Annotated in this window: 15 protein-coding genes; 13 read left to right on the forward strand and 2 right to left on the reverse strand. The window is 41.4% G+C overall.

Translation table 11 applies throughout. The features are described from left to right. Positions 1–205 precede the first annotated feature (205 nt). Positions 206–2,311 carry an ATP-dependent Clp protease ATP-binding subunit gene (locus FOA33_RS01650; protein WP_221160420.1) on the forward strand — a complete coding sequence of 702 codons (2,106 nt, stop codon included), beginning with the start codon at positions 206–208 and terminating at the stop codon, positions 2,309–2,311. 59 nt (positions 2,312–2,370) lie between these two features. On the opposite strand, the gene FOA33_RS01655 is transcribed toward FOA33_RS01650, so the two are convergent. Next, a complete protein-coding gene (locus FOA33_RS01655; protein ID WP_000032555.1) occupies positions 2,371–2,853 on the reverse strand; it encodes an S-ribosylhomocysteine lyase in 483 nt (160 codons plus the stop codon). Between the two features lie 263 nt (positions 2,854–3,116). Here FOA33_RS01655 and FOA33_RS01660 point away from each other — a divergent pair, with 263 nt between their 5' ends. The 5 genes from FOA33_RS01660 to FOA33_RS01680 are packed head-to-tail and all read left to right on the forward strand — an operon-like array spanning position 3,117 to position 7,045. Continuing rightward, on the forward strand, positions 3,117–3,824 hold the full coding sequence (locus tag FOA33_RS01660; protein WP_221160421.1) for an ABC transporter ATP-binding protein: 708 nt from the start codon (positions 3,117–3,119) through the stop codon (positions 3,822–3,824). Between the two features lies 1 nt (position 3,825). After that, positions 3,826–4,614, forward strand: a complete 789-nt coding sequence (locus FOA33_RS01665; protein WP_221160422.1) for an ABC transporter permease — start codon at positions 3,826–3,828, stop codon at positions 4,612–4,614. Next, positions 4,614–5,336 (forward strand): lantibiotic ABC transporter permease, encoded by a 723-nt coding sequence (locus FOA33_RS01670; RefSeq protein WP_221160423.1) that lies wholly within the window; start codon positions 4,614–4,616, stop codon positions 5,334–5,336. Before FOA33_RS01665 ends, FOA33_RS01670 begins: the two co-directional genes overlap by 1 nt. Positions 5,337–5,348: 12 nt before the next feature. Beyond that, positions 5,349–6,047: a response regulator transcription factor gene (locus FOA33_RS01675; protein WP_221160424.1), complete on the forward strand. Its 699-nt coding sequence runs from the start codon at positions 5,349–5,351 to the stop codon at positions 6,045–6,047. Continuing rightward, a complete protein-coding gene (locus FOA33_RS01680; RefSeq protein ID WP_221160425.1) occupies positions 6,014–7,045 on the forward strand; it encodes a sensor histidine kinase in 1,032 nt (343 codons plus the stop codon). Before FOA33_RS01675 ends, FOA33_RS01680 begins: the two co-directional genes overlap by 34 nt. Positions 7,046–7,179: 134 nt before the next feature. Here the strand turns inward: FOA33_RS01680 and FOA33_RS01685 are convergent, their stop codons facing one another. Beyond that, entirely contained in the window at positions 7,180–8,664 is a 1,485-nt protein-coding gene (locus FOA33_RS01685; RefSeq protein ID WP_221160426.1) for a DUF1846 domain-containing protein, read from the reverse strand. A gap of 152 nt (positions 8,665–8,816) precedes the next feature. Here FOA33_RS01685 and FOA33_RS01690 point away from each other — a divergent pair, with 152 nt between their 5' ends. The 7 genes from FOA33_RS01690 to FOA33_RS01720 all read left to right on the forward strand — a co-directional run bounded on the left by FOA33_RS01690 (position 8,817) and on the right by FOA33_RS01720 (position 18,436). Beyond that, complete coding sequence (locus FOA33_RS01690; RefSeq protein WP_221160427.1) at positions 8,817–10,427, forward strand: glycoside hydrolase family 13 protein; 1,611 nt, start codon at positions 8,817–8,819, stop codon at positions 10,425–10,427. A 168-nt stretch (positions 10,428–10,595) separates the two neighbouring features. Further along, a complete protein-coding gene (locus FOA33_RS01695) occupies positions 10,596–12,563 on the forward strand; it encodes a peptide ABC transporter substrate-binding protein (protein ID WP_221160428.1) in 1,968 nt (655 codons plus the stop codon). Between the two features lie 147 nt (positions 12,564–12,710). Continuing rightward, a complete protein-coding gene (locus tag FOA33_RS01700; protein ID WP_221160429.1) occupies positions 12,711–14,672 on the forward strand; it encodes a peptide ABC transporter substrate-binding protein in 1,962 nt (653 codons plus the stop codon). Positions 14,673–14,863: 191 nt separating this feature from the next. Continuing rightward, positions 14,864–16,309, forward strand: a complete 1,446-nt coding sequence (gene cpsA / locus FOA33_RS01705) for an LCP family glycopolymer transferase CpsA (RefSeq protein ID WP_221160430.1) — start codon at positions 14,864–14,866, stop codon at positions 16,307–16,309. Between the two features lies 1 nt (position 16,310). Beyond that, positions 16,311–17,042 carry a capsular polysaccharide biosynthesis protein Cps4B gene (gene cps4B, locus FOA33_RS01710; protein WP_000565337.1) on the forward strand — a complete coding sequence of 244 codons (732 nt, stop codon included), beginning with the start codon at positions 16,311–16,313 and terminating at the stop codon, positions 17,040–17,042. An 8-nt stretch (positions 17,043–17,050) separates the two neighbouring features. Continuing rightward, positions 17,051–17,743, forward strand: a complete 693-nt coding sequence (cpsC, locus tag FOA33_RS01715) for a capsular polysaccharide biosynthesis protein CpsC (RefSeq protein WP_000664132.1) — start codon at positions 17,051–17,053, stop codon at positions 17,741–17,743. A 9-nt stretch (positions 17,744–17,752) separates the two neighbouring features. Continuing rightward, entirely contained in the window at positions 17,753–18,436 is a 684-nt protein-coding gene (locus tag FOA33_RS01720) for a tyrosine-protein kinase (RefSeq protein WP_001142501.1), read from the forward strand.

An 18,436-nucleotide genomic window follows, 5' to 3' on the forward strand; every position in this document is an offset into this window, starting at 1 on the left:
TATAATAGATACCCTAGAAAGGGGTGAGGCCTATGTTAAATCTAACAGACTTTGAAAAGAAAATGATAAAAGGCTTATTTAAAAAAGAAAAACCAGAAGTTATTCTTAGGGTAGCAAGTTAGCTAGTCTAAAATTTTTAAAACAAATGTCAAAGATAGTCAATATCAGAGATCGTATCTAATTAAGAATAAACGAGGTAAAGAATATGAACAACAACTTTAATAACTTTAACAACATGGATGATTTATTTAACCAATTGATGGGTGGCATGCGAGGATACAGTTCTGAGAACCGTCGCTACTTGATTAATGGACGAGAAGTGACACCTGAGGAATTCGCTCACTATCGTGCAACTGGTCAATTACCAGGAAATGCAGAATCTGAGGTGCAAATGCAACAACACGCTTCAGGTATGAAACAAGACGGTGTCCTTGCTAAGCTAGGTCGTAACTTGACAGCAGAAGCTCGTGAGGGCAAGTTGGATCCTGTTATCGGACGAAACAAGGAAATTCAAGAAACAGCTGAAATCCTCTCACGTCGTACGAAAAATAATCCTGTTCTGGTCGGAGATGCAGGTGTTGGTAAGACAGCCGTTGTCGAAGGTCTAGCACAAGCCATTGTGAACGGAGATGTTCCAGCTGCTATTAAGAACAAGGAAATCATTTCTATTGATATCTCAGGTCTTGAGGCTGGTACTCAATACCGTGGTAGCTTTGAAGAAAATGTTCAAAACTTAGTCAATGAAGTAAAAGAAGCAGGAAATATTATCCTCTTCTTTGATGAAATTCACCAAATCCTTGGCGCTGGCTCAATCGGAGGTGAAAGTGGTTCTAAAGGTCTTGCGGATATTCTCAAACCAGCTCTCTCTCGAGGTGAGTTGACCGTTATTGGGGCAACGACTCAAGACGAATACCGTAACACCATCTTGAAAAATGCAGCTCTTGCTCGTCGTTTCAACGAAGTGAAGGTCAATGCTCCTTCAGCAGAGGATACCTTTAAAATCCTTCAAGGGATTCGTGATCTCTATCAACAACACCACAATGTCATTTTGCCAGACGAAGTCTTGAAAGCAGCAGTGGATTATTCTGTCCAATACATTCCTCAACGTAGCTTGCCAGATAAGGCTATTGACCTTGTTGATGTAACGGCAGCTCACTTGGCAGCTCAACATCCTGTAACAGATGTGCACGCTGTTGAACGGGAAATTGAGGCAGAAAAAGACAAGCAAGAAAAAGCAGTTGAGGCAGAAGACTTTGAAGCAGCTCTTAATGCCAAAACACGTATTGCAGAATTGGAAAAGAAAATCGAAAACCACACAGAAGATATGAAGGTGACTGCAAGTGTCAACGATGTGGCTGAATCTGTGGAACGTATGACTGGTATTCCAGTTTCACAAATGGGAGCATCAGACATCGAACGTTTGAAAGATATGGCTCATCGTTTGGAACACAAGGTTATCGGCCAAGATAAGGCGGTAGAAGCTGTCGCTCGTGCTATCCGTCGTAACCGTGCTGGTTTTGATGAAGGCAATCGCCCAATCGGTAGCTTCCTCTTTGTAGGGCCTACTGGGGTTGGTAAGACAGAACTTGCTAAGCAATTGGCGCTCGATATGTTTGGGACCAAGGATGCGATTATCCGTTTGGATATGTCTGAATACAGTGACCGCACAGCTGTTTCTAAGTTAATCGGTACAACAGCAGGTTATGTGGGTTATGATGACAATAGCAATACCTTGACAGAACGTGTTCGTCGCAATCCATACTCTATCATTCTCTTGGACGAGATTGAAAAGGCGGATCCTCAAGTAATCACCCTTCTCCTCCAAGTCTTGGATGATGGTCGTTTGACTGATGGTCAAGGAAATACCGTTAACTTTAAAAACACTGTCATTATCGCAACATCAAATGCTGGATTTGGCTATGAAGCCAACTTGACAGAAGATGCAGATAAACCAGAATTAATGGATCGTTTGAAACCCTTCTTCCGTCCAGAATTCCTTAACCGCTTTAACGCAGTTATCGAGTTCTCACACTTGAATAAGGAAGACCTTTCTAAGATTGTGGACTTGATGTTGGCTGAAGTTAACCAAACCTTGGCTAAGAAAGACATTGATTTGGAAGTCAGCCAAGCAGCTAAGGACTTTATCACAGAAGAAGGCTATGACGAAGTTATGGGTGTTCGTCCTCTCCGTCGTGTGGTTGAACAACAAATTCGTGATAAGGTGACAGACTTCCACTTGGATCATCTAGATGCCAAACATCTGGAAGCAGATATGGAAGATGGTGTTTTGGTTATTCGTGAAAAAGCCTAACACAAGATTTTGAGAATAAAAAAAGAAGGAACTAGCTAAAAAGCTGGTTCCTTTTGTGTTTAGATGACATGACGTTCAAAGGCATCATCTGAGATTCCTTGTTCCAGGATGAGCTTCGCCCATTCCTTAGCAGAAAAGAGGCTGTGGTCCTTGTAGTTTCCGCAAGATTCGATGGTTGTTCCAGGAACATCTTCCCAAGTAGTGGTTTCAGCAATTTCTTTGAGAGAATCCTTGATAACAGCCGCGATTTCAGCACTGGTATGTTGACCCCACATAATCATGTGGAAGCCTGTACGGCAACCAAATGGTGAACAGTCAATCATGCCGTCAATACGGGTACGAATGAGTTTGGCTAAGAGATGCTCAATGGTGTGAAGGCCAGCGGTAGGGATTGAGTCTTCGTTTGGTTGCACCAAGCGAATATCAAAGTTGGAGATGACATCTCCCTTTGGTCCTGTTTCTTCCCCAATCAAGCGGACATAGGGTGCTTTAACAATGGTGTGGTCAAGTTCAAAACTTTCAACAATAACTTCTTTTGACATGGTAAATCCTTTCAGTTTTCTTCTTTCATTATATCATAAAGGGTGCTCTTGATGAAGTTTGATAAATGACTTTTTGAGACTAGCATTATAACAAAGTCTCCATACAAAACTCGCAGAATTATAAAGAAAAACTGAGTTCTTTCTAATGAAGCTATAGCGACTTTTGAAAGGTGGAGTCAACTTTTAGAATTTTTGCTTGATTTCTGAACTAATTCTGAACTAGATTGGATATACTGTAGAAAATAAAGATAAAGGAGTTCAGTATGGAACATATGGTGAAAATAGAAGGCGTTTGCAAAAAGCATGGCAGTAAGCAGATTTTAGAAGATATTTCTTTTACAGCTAGAAGCGGGCGGATTACAGCTTTTCTGGGCCCGAATGGTGCAGGGAAAAGTTCGACCTTGAGGATTCTCTTGGGGTTAGATCGGGCGACAGCAGGAGCGGCGACTTTTGATGGGCAAACCTATCAGTCAATGATCTATCCGCTCAGAACGGTAGGTGCAGCCTTTGACGGCATTGGCGGTTTGCCAAATCGAAAGGTCTATGACCACTTGAGAATTATTGCGGCGAGTAATGCTATTCCCAAGTCTCGGATTGATGAGGTTTTGGAGATGATTGGAATCGCTCATAAGAGGAAGGACCTCTTGTCAAGCCTGTCTCTGGGGGAGGGTCAGCGGTTGGGTTTAGCAGCAGCTTTGCTAGGTGATCCTCAGTTTCTTATATTAGATGAACCGACCAATGGACTGGATCCAAGTGGGATTAAGTGGTTTAGAAAGTTCATCCGTCAGCAGGCTGATTTAGGGAAAACGGTACTTCTATCATCCCACATCCTGTCAGAGGTGCAAATGGTGACAGATGATGTGGTCTTGATTCATCATGGGCGAATTATTGAGCAAGGACGATTGGAAGAGGTGCTGCAAGATTCAGACAGTCTAGAAGATCTCTTCTTTGATTTGACAGAGGAGGTTTAAGATGAAAGAAACGCTGTCCTTATTGCATTCAGAATGGTTGAAAATTCGCTCAACCAAGGCTTTCAAAGTGAGTATGGCCTTCATGCTGCTATTGGTGCCTGTCGTATCCTGGTTGGAGGGCCAACAGTATCTGTCTATCGGCTTGGATGCTACGCCTGAGACGGTTCCTAATCTGATAAACGCCATTGATCCGCTGGAATATCTAGGTCTCAACGGGGCTTCTATGGCGGTCATGGTTTTGGTCATTTTAGCTGGAATTTTGGGAGCTATGGAATTTCAGTCTCATAGCTTGAGAACCAGTCTCTTGACCTGTAATAACCGCCTGAAGTTGCTTGTGGGGAAACTCATGACCTTTACTTGCTTTTCTCTTGCCACTAGCTTTTTATCAATCTACTTTAGTTATATGGTCATGCATCTCGCTTTAGGAAAGGAAGGACTTGATCCGATTCTGCTCAATCAGGCAGCTTGGAGTTTGATTTTGTGGAAAACCTTATCTCTGACCTTATTGGGAATCCTTTCGTTTTTGTTAGGTTTATTGGCTCGGACCATGCTAGTTCCTCTGCTTTTTCTCGTACCACAGATCTATAATCTGGGAAATTACCTGGCAGCTCACACGAGTTGGGGGACTTATTTGCCACAGCCAGCAGGAGAGTTGTTTGCTGCAACGCCAACTTCCCAATATGCTAACAATCCCTTGCAAGGGCTGTTGATACTTGGTGCATGGTTACTAGTCATCGGCGGCATGGCCTCTCTGCGCTTTTTGAAGACGGATTTAGGAGGGCGATACTGATGATAAAAGCTCTGCTTAGAAGTGAATGGATTAAGTTCCGTTCTTATTATCTCGCACTTGGTGCAGCCTTAGTGGCTCTGGTAGCTGTTCCATTTTTTCTGATGAATCTTGACTATAGTCAGACAGCAGTTGGTCAGACAAAGGCTCTGAGCGAGGCTTTGCATGCCCTCTATCTGGCGCAGCCTGTCATCGTCATCTTTACTTCTCTCTATTTTGCCCAGGAGTTTGTCAAGTCGGGGATGCGAACGAATTTTCTAACCGTATCAAATAGAAAGGCTTGGTTGGCTGGGAAATTCCTTTTTCTGGTCTTGCTGCTCTTAGTCCTCTACAGTATCATGGTAGGCAGCTGTTTCCTTGTTATGCTGGCTCGTTTTGACCTAAGCTTTAGCTGGTCCTTGCTAGAGAAATTCCTCTATTACAGCTCTTTTGGTCTTCTCAGCAATATTTTTCTGGCTTTTTTAACTGCTGGCCTCGCTTTGCTATTTCAATCTTGGGTAGTGCCGGTGTCGGTGCTCTTTCCTCTCTTGATTGGTCTCAGCCGTTTATTGGCGACTTTCATCAAAGAAGCAAAATACCTGCCCGATCTGGCTACGCTAAATCTTTTTGAGTATGAAGGACTTCAGCATTCAATAAATCTCTCAGGGCTGGGAATACAGCTGTTATGGTTAGCTTTGGTTTGGAGCTCTGCTATATTCTTAACCTTGAAACGAGATGTTCGCTAGAGGTATGCTATAATGGAACTCATGAGACAGTATCGTATTTTGGTAGTTGATGACGACCGGAGCATTTTGAAGCTAGTAAAAAACGTCCTAGAGCTCGATGCTTATGATGTGACGACGCTTGATTGGATAGAAGAGCTAGATTTGACGCATTTTGTTGGATATGACTTGATTCTGCTGGATGTGATGATGGAGCCTGTTAACGGTTTTGAGCTGTGTTCCTACATTCGTCCTCATCTTTCGTGTCCGATCATCTTTTTGACGGCTAAGGAATTGGAGGCGGACAAAGTGGAAGGGCTCTTTCGCGGAGCAGATGACTATATTGTCAAGCCTTTTGGAACCAAAGAATTGCTGGCGCGTGTCAGAGCTCATCTTCGGCGGGAGGAAAGACGGGAGGAGCGATATTCTGAAATTGCTTCTTGTCAATTTTATCCAGAGCGCTATGAAGTTGCCTGTTTTGGTAAAGTCTTGAAATTTTCAGAGCGTGAGTTTAAGTTACTGCATTTACTTGCTAGCAATCCCAAGCAGACCTTCTCAGCTGAACGCCTGCATACCTTGCTTTACCCAGAAAGCTCAGAAACACAGCTTCGCTCCATCTCAGAATACGTATATCAGATTCGCCAAAAATGCAAACAAGAAGGGCTGCAAGCAATCGCAACAGTGAGAGGAGTAGGCTATAGATGGCAATTAGAACCCGAAATTTCAAAAGCCTAGTCTGGACAACCAGTTTAAAGATCGTCTTTTTCCATGTTTTGATTTTTGTGCTTATAGGTTATGAATTTACGCAAGGAAGTGATCACGTTCTTTTCGCCTTGTTCTTCTGGGCAGGGAGTTTGCTGCTGATTACTTTTTATCATATTTTGAAAGTGCTCCGAAAAATCGACAGGGAAATAAAAATGCTAACGAGCAAGAAGCTTTTAGAAGAAAATCAAAGCCAGCTTTTTCGGATCGAGGAAATGCTCAAAGTCTATAGCGATTTACGGAGCAGCCACCAAGAAAATGCTCGTCTTCTAGAAAAAGAGCAGCAGTATAATCAAGAGTTGATTTTACAGCTATCAGCGACATCGCACGATTTGAAAACGCCCCTAACTGTGATTAAGGGGAATGCTGAGCTCTTGGAATTGGCGCAGTTAGGCCAGCCACAGGCAGACTATGCTGCTGAGATTTTGCAAGCTAGTTACAAGATGGAAGAATATTGTGGCTCTCTTATTGATTACGCTAAGGCTTTTCAGATTGATTCTAATCAGTTCAGTCAGCTTTCCTTAGAGGACTTTTTGGCTTATCTCCAGGACGATTGGGCACTGTTCAGTAAACAGGAAAGCTATCGTTTTTATCTCCAAGAAGATTGTGATCTTAGTCTAATTTTGTCGATTCATTTGGACTATCTCAAACGGGCTTTGCTCAATATTTTACTGAATGCGCTTGAACATGCAGACCAGGATCAAAAGGAAGTCAAGCTAATGGTATCAGTGCAGCAGGACCAGTTGGTTTTTGCTATCTGGAACAACGGCCCTTCATTTTCAGAGGAGATGCTGCTGGGAGCGGAACGGCTCTTTTATCAGAGTGACCAAAGCCGCAATTCAGCTAATCCCCATCATGGAATCGGCTTAGCCTTTTCTAAGCAAGTAGCTCTCTTGCACGGTGGTCGTCTGACCCTGCTCAATCCAGACCAAGTAGGAGCCTGTGTCGAGTTGACAATTTCATTGAAATAAATGAGAATGGAAAATCATAAAAACGCATAATACCAAGTGTCCAAAAGACTTGATATTATGCGTTTGATTTTTTTATTATGTAAAGATTTACTGGATTTTTATCTCGAATTGAGTTTTTGTCCAGCCTTGTTTATTTATTTGCGATACAAGCGATCGTATTGGTAGAATGGGTCAAAGGTTACGTTGATACCCAATTTTCGTAGGACATTCTTGTCTTCATCGGTCAGGATGATGGTTGAATGAGCTTCGCTTCCTTTGAGATTCCCAAGTTCTTCCATGGCACGCGCAGCATCAGGATTTTCCATAGCTGTGATTGCAAGTGCAATCAAAATTTCATTTGAGTGGAGGCGAGGATTGCGGCTACCTAGGTGATCGATTTTAAGACCTTGAATTGGTTTGACGACTTCAGGCTCGATTAATTTTACTTCCTTAGCGATGTTAGCTGATTTTTTGATGGCATTGATCAAGGCAGCAGCTGTAGGACCAAAGAGTTCAGAGTTTTTACCAGTCACGATTTCCCCATTTGGCAATTCAAGGGCTAGGGCAGGGCCACCAGTTTCTTCTGCTTTTTGGCGTGCAGCGACAGCAACCTTACGGTCTGCAGGTGTGATGCCGAGGTCGTTCATGAGAAGTTCAATCTTCTTGACAGCAGTTTCTCCGACTTTTTCAGCTTTAAAATCAAGTACAGTCTGATAGTAGCGACGGATGATTTCTTGTTTTGAAGCTTCGATAGCAGCCTCATTATCTGTAATAGCGAAGCCAACCATGTTGACGCCCATGTCTGTTGGTGAAGCGTATGGAGATTCGCCGAGGATGCGCTCTAACATGCGCTTGAGCACTGGGAAGATTTCGATATCACGGTTGTAGTTGACAGTGGTTTCTCCGTAGGTTTGGAGGTGGAATGGGTCAATCATGTTGACATCATCAAGGTCTGCGGTTGCAGCCTCGTAGGCCAAGTTGACTGGATGATGAAGGGGCAGGTTCCAAACTGGGAAGGTTTCAAATTTAGCGTAACCAGACTTGATACCATTGATTTGGTCATGGTACATATTGGACATACAAGTGGCCAATTTTCCAGAACCAGGTCCAGGAGCGGTTACGACAATCAAGTTGCGACTGGTTTTGATGTAGTCGTTTTTCCCCATGCCTTCTGGAGAAATGATGTGGTCCATATCAGTCGGGTATCCTTTGATTGGATAATGAAGATAAGAATCAATCCCGTTTTTATCTAATTGGTTGCGGAAGGCATCTGCAGCGGGTTGGCCAGCGTATTGTGTGATGACAACAGAACCGACAAAGATCCCCAGTTCATTGAATTTATCAATCAAACGAAGAACTTCTTGGTCATAAGAAATGCCTAGGTCGCCACGTGCTTTGGAATGTTCGATGTTGCTAGCATTAATGGCGATCACAACCTCAACCTGTTCTTTCAATTCTTGCAAGAGCTTGATTTTGTTGTCAGGCTCATAACCAGGAAGAACGCGAGCAGCGTGGAAATCTTCTAACATTTTGCCACCAAACTCCAAATAGAGCTTGCCGTCAAATTGGTTAATGCGCTCCAAGATATGGTCGCGTTGTAGATTCAGATATTGTTCAGAACTAAAAGCTTGTTTTTTCATTTTTTTACCTCTGACCTCTATTATAATAAAAAATTGGAAGTTAGGAAACTACGGAGCTAAAAAAGAAATTAAAAAGATTAAGCAAACGCTTGCACAAAATTTTAAAAAGCGCTATCATAGACTATAGATTATTAAAATAATGAGGTAAGAAGATGCAAGAAAAATGGTGGCATAATGCCGTAGTCTATCAAGTCTATCCCAAGAGTTTTATGGACAGCAACGGAGATGGAATTGGTGATTTGCCAGGAATTACTAGTAAGTTGGACTATCTAGCTAAGTTAGGAATCACAGCGATTTGGCTTTCTCCCGTTTATGACAGTCCTATGGATGATAATGGCTATGATATTGCTGATTATCAAGCGATTGCAGCTATTTTTGGAACTATGGAGGACATGGATGAACTGATCGTAGAAGCTAAGAAGCGTGATATTCGAATTATCATGGACTTAGTGGTCAATCATACTTCGGATGAACATGCTTGGTTTGTCGAGGCCTGTGAAAATCCTGACAGCCCAGAGCGCGACTACTATATCTGGCGGGATGAGTCTAATGATTTGGAGTCTATCTTTAGTGGGTCTGCTTGGGAATACGATGAAAAGTCAGGTCAGTACTATCTCCACTTTTTCAGCAAGAAACAGCCTGATCTCAACTGGGAGAATGAAAAACTGCGCCAGAAAATTTATGAGATGATGAACTTCTGGATTGATAAGGGCATTGGCGGTTTCCGTATGGATGTTATTGACATGATTGGGAAAATTCCTGACGAGAAAGTAGTCAATAACGGTCCTATGCTCCATCCCTATCTCAAGGAAATGAATCAGGCGACTTTTGGAGATAAGAATCTCCTGACAGTAGGGGAGACCTGGGGAGCAACGCCAGAGATTGCTAAGCTCTACTCGGATCCAAAGGGACAAGAATTGTCTATGGTCTTCCAGTTTGAACACATCTGTCTTCAATATCAGGAAGGGCAACCTAAGTGGCATTACCAAAAAGAATTAAATGTAGGGAAGTTAAAAGAGATTTTTTACAAATGGCAGACAGAGTTAGGAGTTGAAGACGGCTGGAATTCCCTTTTCTGGAACAATCATGACCTCCCTCGTATCGTCTCTATCTGGGGAAATGACCAAGAATACCGTGAAAAATCCGCCAAAGCCTTTGCAATCTTGCTTCATCTTATGAGAGGGACTCCTTATATCTACCAAGGTGAGGAGATTGGGATGACCAATTATCCATTTGAAACACTGGACCAAGTAGAAGATATTGAATCCCTCAACTATGCGCGTGAAGCTCTTGAGAAAGGAGTTTCTATAGAGGAAATCATGGACAGCATCCGTGTCATCGGTCGTGATAATGCACGTACTCCGATGCAATGGGATGAGAGTAAAAACGCTGGCTTCTCAACAGGTCAACCTTGGTTGGCAGTTAATCCAAACTATCAAGAAATCAACGTTCAAGAAGCACTGGCAAATCCAGATTCTATTTTCTATACCTATCAAAAACTCGTTCAAATCCGTAAGGAGAACAGCTGGCTGATTCGAGCTGATTTTGAATTGCTTGATACAGCTGACAAGATCTTTGCTTATATCCGTAAGGACGGTGACCGTCGTTTCTTAGTTGTGGCTAACTTGTCCAATGAAAAACAAAACTTTTCAGTAGAAGGAAAAGTTAAATCTGTCTTGATTGAAAACACTACTGCTAAAAAAGCAGTTGAGAAACAGACCTTGGCTCCATGGGATGCCTTCTGTGTGGAAATGACTGACTAAAATGAGAGAACCTCAAGCTTCAAAAGCTTGAGGTTTTTTACTAAAAATTGTATAGAAAAATCTTTAAAAAATATTTGTTAGAATTTTCTAAAAAATCTGTCGAAAGTCCTTGCTTTTATGAAAAAATAGAGTATAATGGTGAAAATACTATCTTTAAGGAGATTACTTATGAGATCGAAAAAGTGGCTCTTAGGAGCAGGTGCCGTCCTGAGCACAGCCCTTCTTTTAACTGCTTGTGGGCAAAGTGAAAAGAAGGCTGAAGCGCCCAAGACATTCTCTTATGTCTATGCTATGGATCCATCGTCTTTGGACTACAGTGTGACGAGCAAGAGTTCAACCTCTGATGTTATAGCGAACGTTGTCGATGGCCTTTTGGAAAATGATAAGTATGGAAACTTAATTCCATCGCTTGCAGAAGACTGGTCCGTTTCTAAAGATGGCTTGACTTATACCTACAAACTTCGTAAGGGTGTAAAATGGTATACTTCTGAGGGAGAAGAGTATGCTGAAGTCAAGGCTCAGGATTTTGTTACTGGTCTAAAACACGCAGCTGATGGAAAATCAGATGGTCTTACTTTGATTCAAGATTCTATCAAAGGCTTGGCTGCCTACATCAGTGGAGAAAGCAATGACTTTTCTACTGTAGGAGTGAAAGCTGTTGACGATTACACGGTTGAATATACGCTCAACAAGCCAGAAAGTTTCTGGAACTCTAAAGTCACAACTGCGACCATGCTTCCAGTAAATGAAGAGTTTCTGAATTCTAAAGGGAGCGACTACGGTGCGCCAACCCCATCAAGTATTCTTTATAACGGTCCTTATTTCTTGAAATCATTGACTTCAAAATCAGTCATCGAATATGAAAAGAATCCGAACTACTGGGATAAGGACAATGTTAAGATTGACAACATTAAACTAACCTTCTACGATGGATCAGACCAAGAATCTTTGATTCGTAGTTTTACGCAGGGTGCTTATACAACAGCTCGTCTCTTCCCAACAAGCTCAAATTTTGAGTCAACTAAAAAAGAGTACGGCGATAAGATTGTCTACAGTCCACAAGAAGCAACAAGCTACTACCTCACTGTTAACGTAAATCGCCAGTCTTACAATAAAACAGCTAAAACAGACGAAGCTCAAAAAACATCAACAAAAGAAGCTCTTCTTAATAAGAACTTCCGTCAGGCGCTGAACTTTGCCCTTGACCGCCATTCTTACACTGCTCAGTTGAATGGTGAAGAAGGTGCGGACAAAATTATCCGTAACAGCCTAGTGCCTCATGACTACGTTCAAGTAGGTGAAAAAACTTTTGGAGAGTTGGCTCAGGCAGAGCTCGTTTCATATGGAGACCAGTGGAAAGATGTAGCTCTTACAGATGGCAAAGATACGATTTACAGTCCTGAAAAGGCTAAGGCAGCCTTTGCTAAAGCCAAGGAAGAATTGCAGGGCAAAGGGGTTACCTTCCCAATCCATTTGGATATCCCAGTTGAACAAACAGATGTAATCGCGGTTCAACAAACCAACTCACTCAAGCAGTCTATCGAATCATCGCTTGGTACAGAGAATGTCATTGTCGATGTCCTTCAAATGACCGATAATGAAAAGATGAGCATTACGTCTCAAGCCAAGGTGCCATCTCAAAAAGACTATGATTTGAACGGAACTGGTTGGGGACCAGACTATCAAGACCCAGCTACCTACCTCAACATCCTTGATGCTAAGAAGGGTTCTGCCCTTAAACACTTGGGAATCACTCGTGGAAAAGATCCAGAAGTGATGGCTCAAGTTGGACTGGACGAATACAAGAAACTCTTGGATGATGCTGCAGCTGAAACCAGCGACCTTAATAAGCGTTATGAAAAATACGCCAAAGCTCAAGCTTGGGTATCAGATAGCTCACTCTTAATCCCAGTTGCTTCTTCAGGTGGTTCTCCAACGGTTAGCCGTACTGTACCGTTTACAAAAGCCTACTCTCAAGTCGGGATCAAGGGAGACCCATTTGTGTTCAAAGGTTTGGAGTTGCAAAATGACGTCGTGACTGCAAAAGAATACGAAGAAGCCTTCAAGAAATGGCAACAAGAAAAAATCGAAACAAATGCCAAATACCAAAAAGAACTTGAAAAACACGTCAAGTAATTTATAAACAGAAAAGGAAGTTGCAGGAAACTGTGCTTCCTTTTTTGTTTTGAGACACCAGTTGTCATAAAAGCAGTAACTTTACATTTTTGAATAAATTTGATAAAATACGGCTATGTTATAAAAAGTGACATAAAGGAGTGAATGATGATCAAAATGAAAAAAAGACTAATCGGGACAGCTCTTGTCTTAGCGACAGGGATTTTGATCTCTGCATGTGGACAGTCCAACACAGGTACTAGCACTTATTCATCAACATTTAGTGCGAATCCAACAACTTTCAACTATCTTCTAGATTATTATGCAGATAACACTGCCGTTATTACCAATCTCGTAGATGGTTTGCTAGAAAATGACAGCTATGGGAACCTCGTACCTGCTCTTGCGGAGGATTGGTCTGTTTCATCAGATGGTTTGACCTATACCTACAAGCTTAGAAAAGATGCCAAATGGTATACAGCTGACGGTGAGGAATATGCATCAGTCAAGGCTCAGGATTTTGTCACTGGGATCAAATATGCCGCTGACAACAAGGGACAAGCCATGGATCTGATCCAAAATTCAATCAAGGGATTGAATGACTATGTGACGGGTGTGACCAATGACTTTTCAACTGTTGGTGTCAAAGCATTGGATGATTACATAGTCGAGTACACCTTGACTCGACCAGAGCCGTACTGGAATTCAAAGACGACCAATAGTATTCTTTTCCCAGTTAACGAAGAGTTCTTGAAATCAAAGGATAAAGATTTTGGTACCTTGACACCAGACAGTATTCTTTATAACGGTCCGTATTTGTTAAAGGATTTCACATCAAAATCTTCGATCGAGTATGTGAAGAATCCACACTATTATGACCATGATAAAGTAACCATTGAAAAAGTTAAGTTAGCCTACTTTGATGGGTCCGATCAGGAGATGACCATTCGAAACTTTGAAAATGGCGCCTACTCGATTGCGGGAGTCTATCCAAATAGTTCGAACTATGCCAAGACAAAAGAAAAATACCAAGACAATATCGTTTATAGCTTGCAAGACAAGACATCTTGGTACTTTAACTTTAACGTCAACCGAAAAACCTATAATCATACCGCTAAAACAACGGACGAACAAAAGAAATCAGCTCAAACAGCTATCTTAAATAAAAATTTCCGTCAGGCTATCAACTTTGGTATTGATCGAACAGCCTACTCTGCTCAATCTAACGGTGAAGAAGCAGCAAGCAAGACCCTTCGTAATACTCTAGTTCCACCAACATTTGTCCAGGTGGGAGATAAGACCTTTGGAGAAGTGACAGCTTCTAAACTTATAAACTATGGAACTGAGTGGGCAGGTATCAATTTGGCGGATGCTCAAGATGCTTACTTCAACAAGGAAAAGGCCCAAGCAAAATTTGCAGAAGCTAAAAAGGAATTGGAAGCCCAAGGCGTGACTTTCCCAATCCATTTGGATGTTCCTGTTGATCAGACGAATAAAAATGCGGTTTCTGGTATGAACTCGGTTAAGCAAACCCTTGAAACAGTACTAGGTTCTGACAATATCGTCATTGATGTTCAACAGCTTTCTACAGATGACTTTGGAAATGTTGCCTTCCTAGCACCAAATCCAGCAGCTCGTGACTACGACCTAAACTTTGATGGTTGGGTTGGTGATTACCAGGATCCATCAACTTATCTAGACCCCTTCAATGCTGAAACCGGCTTCTATCTCAAGATTTTTGGCCTTGATGCCAAGGAAGACCAAGAACTCATTAAGAGTCTAGGGTTAGATACCTATACACAACTCCTGAAAGAAGCAGATGCCGAGAACAAAGATGTCGCTAAGCGTTATGAAAAATACGCTGAAGCTCAAGCTTGGATGATTAACAATTCTTTAGTCATGTCTGCCATGTCAAATGGTGGTACAGCCTCTGTAACCAAAGTAACTCCGTTTACACGTGCCTACTCCCTAGTGGGTATCAAGGGTGACGGAAATAATTATAAGTACATGAGATTGCAAAAAGACCCTGTTACCAAGAAACAATTCGACGATGCCAAGGCTAAGTGGGAAGCAGAAAGTAAAAAGGCTATTGAAAAGAGCCAAAAAGAGTTTGAAAATCATGTCAAATAAAAACAGAAATGGGGCCTCATAATAAGGGGCCTTGTTTTTGTTTTATCAAGGATTCCGTTAATGGAAGTCATAAATTCAAAATATAGCTAAGAAAAAATGAATGAAAACGCTGATAATAGCAGGAATGGATGGAATTTCTTTCATGATTGTGATATAATAATCATAATTATTAACGTGTATAGGGGATTGCCATGAGTAGACGTTCAAAGAGAAATCGTTCAGGAAATGTGAAGCGAAGTATTAATATAGCCTTATTAGCCATTTATTTATTATTGAGTGGCTCTTTGTTGTTCTTAATTTTTAGACATAATATCCTAGCCTTTAGGCATCTCAATATCTTAGCTGCAGTTCTAGTTTTACTATCTGCTATCGTAGCTCTACTTTTGATAGTATATAAGAAAGCCGAAAAGTTCACGATTTTCTTTTTGGTACTTGCGGTGTTGACTAGTTCGGTTTCGCTATTTGCTCTGCACCAATTTGTGGGCTTGACTAATCACATCAATGCGACATCAAACTACTCAGAGTATTCGATGAGTGTTGTGGTTTTAAAAGATAGTGAAATCAACAACGTTACCCAGTTGGAAAGTGTAACAGGTCCGACTGAAACGGATAATGACAATATCCAAAAATTAATAGCGGATATTAAGACGACTCAGAGCAAAGACTTGGCGGTTGAACAAAGTGCATCTTACTTAGCAGCCTATAAGAGCTTGATTTCAGGTGATGCGAAAGCGATTGTCTTGAACAGTGTCTTTGAAAATATCATTGAAGCAGAGTATCCAGATTATGCTTCGAAGATTAAGAAAATCTATACGAAAAAACTAACCAAAGATGTTGCGGCACCAAAGGTATCTAAAAATCAGTCCTTTAATATTTATATTAGTGGTATTGATACCTACGGACCTATCAGTTCAGTTTCGCGTTCAGACGTCAACATCTTGATGACTGTAAATCGAGATACTAAGAGAATCCTTCTCACCACAACACCTCGAGATTCTTATGTTCCGATCGCGGACGGAGGAAATAATCAAAAGGATAAATTGACTCACGCAGGGATTTATGGAGTGGACTCATCAATTCATACCTTGGAAAACCTATATGGAGTTGATATTAACTACTATGTTCGTTTGAATTTCACCTCTTTCTTGAAATTGATTGACCTTCTAGGTGGTGTGGATGTTTATAATGACCAAGATTTCACTTCTTTGCATGGGCAGTACCATTTTCCTGTCGGGAATGTCCATCTAGACTCTGAAAAAGCCCTTGGTTTTGTCCGCGAACGCTACTCTCTAGCGGATGGAGACCGCGACCGCGGTCGGAACCAGCAAAAAGTCATTGTTGCCATCATTCAGAAGTTAACATCAACGGATGCTTTAAAGAATTATGACAACATTATTCAAGGATTGCAAGATTCTCTTCAAACCAATATGCCTTTGGAAACCATGATGGACTTGGTTAATACACAGTTGGATAGTGGCGGTCAGTATAAGGTCAATTCCCAAGACTTAAAAGGAACTGGAAGAACGGACCTTCCATCCTATGCTATGCCAGATAGCAACCTCTATATGATGGAAATTGATGAAAGTAGCTTGGCTGCAGCCAAGGCAGCTATCAAAGATGTGATGGAGGGCAAGTAGCATGATAGACATCCATTCACACATCGTTTTTGATGTGGATGATGGTCCAAAGTCGATAGAGGAGAGTAAAAACCTTTTAAGAGAAGCCTATAGTCAAGGGGTTAGGACCATTGTTTCCACATCTCATCGTCGGAAAGGGATGTTTGAGACACCAGAAGAGAAGATAGCAACTAACTTTTTGAAAGTTCGCGAAATGGCCAAGGAGGTGGCAGATGATCTTGTCATCGCCTATGGCGCAGAAATATACTATACGCCAGATGTTGTCGAAAAATTGGAAAAGAAATTGATTCCAACCCTCAATGATAGTCACTATGCTTTGATTGAGTTTAGCATGAATACACCCTATCGAGATATACATAAAGGACTGAGCGATATTCTCATGTTAGGGATTACACCAGTTGTTGCCCATATTGAGCGCTATGATGCTCTAGAAAATAATGAAAAGCGAGTTCAGGAACTGATTGATATGGGGTGCTATACCCAGGTCAATAGTTCTCATGTTTTGAAACCAAAACTCTTTGGAGAAACTTACAAATTCATGAAAAAGAGAGCTCAGTATTTCTTGGAACGTGATCTAGTTCACGTCATCGCTAGTGATATGCATAACTTGGATCGCAGACCACCTCATATGGAAGAAGCCTATGATATCATTGCTAAAAAGTATGGCGAAGATAAGGCGAAGGAACTCTTCAAAGATAACCCACGAAAAATAATAATGGATCAATTGATTTAGGAGAAACAATGAAAGAACAAAATATGATGGAAATTGATGTATTTCAATTACTTAAAATCCTTTGGAAACGGAAAGTTCTAATTGCACTGGTAGCAATCGTAACTGGGGTAGTAGCCTTTGCCTACAGTAGCTTTATCGTAAAACCTGAATATACCAGTACGACACGTATCTATGTAGTTAATCGTAATCAGGGAGATAAGCCTGGATTGACAAACCAAGATTTGCAAGCAGGATCTTACTTGGTTAAAGACTATCGCGAAATTATTCTATCACAAGACGTTTTGGAGAAGGTCGCAACGGATTTGAAACTGGATCTTCCTTCAAAAGGTTTGGCTAGTAAAATCAAGGTGACCGTACCGGCTGATACACGTATCGTATCGATCTCTGTTACAGATCGTGCGCCTGAAGAAGCAAGTCGCATCGCCAACTCATTGAGAGAGGTTGCAGCTCAAAAGATTATAAGTGTTACACGGGTTTCGGATGTGACGACACTTGAAGAGGCTCGCCCAGCAACCTCACCATCTTCACCAAACATTCGTCGTAATACCATGATTGGATTTCTCGCTGGAGCGGTTGTGATGATTGTCGCGGTTCTCCTTATTGAACTCCTAGATACACGTGTTAAACGACCAGAAGACGTTGAAGATGTTATGCAAATTGCACTATTGGGAGTAGTTCCAAATTTGGATAAATTGAAATAGGAGAGAAAAATGCCAACGTTAGAAATTGCACAAAAAAAATTAGATTTGGCAAGAAAAGCAGAGGAGTATTACAATGCGCTTCGTACCAATATACAATTGAGCGGAAATAACTTAAAAGTTATTTCAATTACATCAGTAAAGCCAGGGGAAGGGAAGTCAACTACTTCTACCAATATTGCTTGGGCTTTCGCGCGTGCTGGATATAAGACGCTTTTAATTGATGCCGATATTCGTAATTCTGTCATGTCAGGTGTTTTTAAATCACGTGAAAAGATTACGGGATTAACAGAGTTCTTATCTGGGACAACAGATTTATCACAAGGGTTATGTGATACGAATGTTGAAAATTTGTTTGTCATTCAAGCTGGTTCCGTTTCTCCCAATCCAACAGCTTTGTTGCAAAGTGAGAATTTTAAGACTATGCTTGATACTTTGCGAAAGTACTTTGATTACATCATTGTGGACACCGCTCCTATCGGGGTTGTGATTGATGCGGCTATCATCACTCAGAAATGTGATGCTTCGATTTTGGTGACTGCAGCTGGTGAAACAAATCGACGTGATATCCAAAAAGCCAAAGAACAATTGGAACAAACAAGTAAACCATTCTTAGGGATTGTATTAAATAAATTGAATACCTCGGTTGAAAAATATGGATCATATGGAGCTTATGGATCTTACGGGAAAAAATAA

Source organism: Streptococcus cristatus (assembly GCF_019685515.1).
Taxonomy (GTDB): domain Bacteria; phylum Bacillota; class Bacilli; order Lactobacillales; family Streptococcaceae; genus Streptococcus.